This window comes from Saccharomonospora iraqiensis subsp. paurometabolica YIM 90007 (assembly GCF_000231035.2).
GTDB lineage: Bacteria > Actinomycetota > Actinomycetes > Mycobacteriales > Pseudonocardiaceae > Saccharomonospora > Saccharomonospora paurometabolica.
On record NZ_KI912187.1, the window covers coordinates 113,721 to 113,943 of the forward strand.

At 77.6% G+C, this 223-nt stretch carries 1 pseudogene; it reads left to right on the forward strand.

What is annotated here, in order from left to right:
• A pseudogene (locus tag SACPADRAFT_RS24750) lies at positions 1–223 on the forward strand (beta-ketoacyl synthase N-terminal-like domain-containing protein); the annotation flags it as partial.

Here is a 223-nt window from a genome sequence, read left to right on the forward strand (position 1 = left end):
TCGCCTCCGGCCGCCTCGCCTACCAGTTCGGCCTCGGCGGCCCCTGCCCTCACCGTCGACACCGCCTGCTCGTCCTCGCTGGTCGCGCTGCACCTGGCGGCCCGGTCGCTGCGCGCGGGGGAATGCGGGCTCGCCCTGGCGGCCGGCGCGACCGTGATGGCCTCGCCGGGGGTGTTCGTCGAGTTCGGCAAGCAGGGCGGCCTCGCCGCCGACGGCCGGTGCA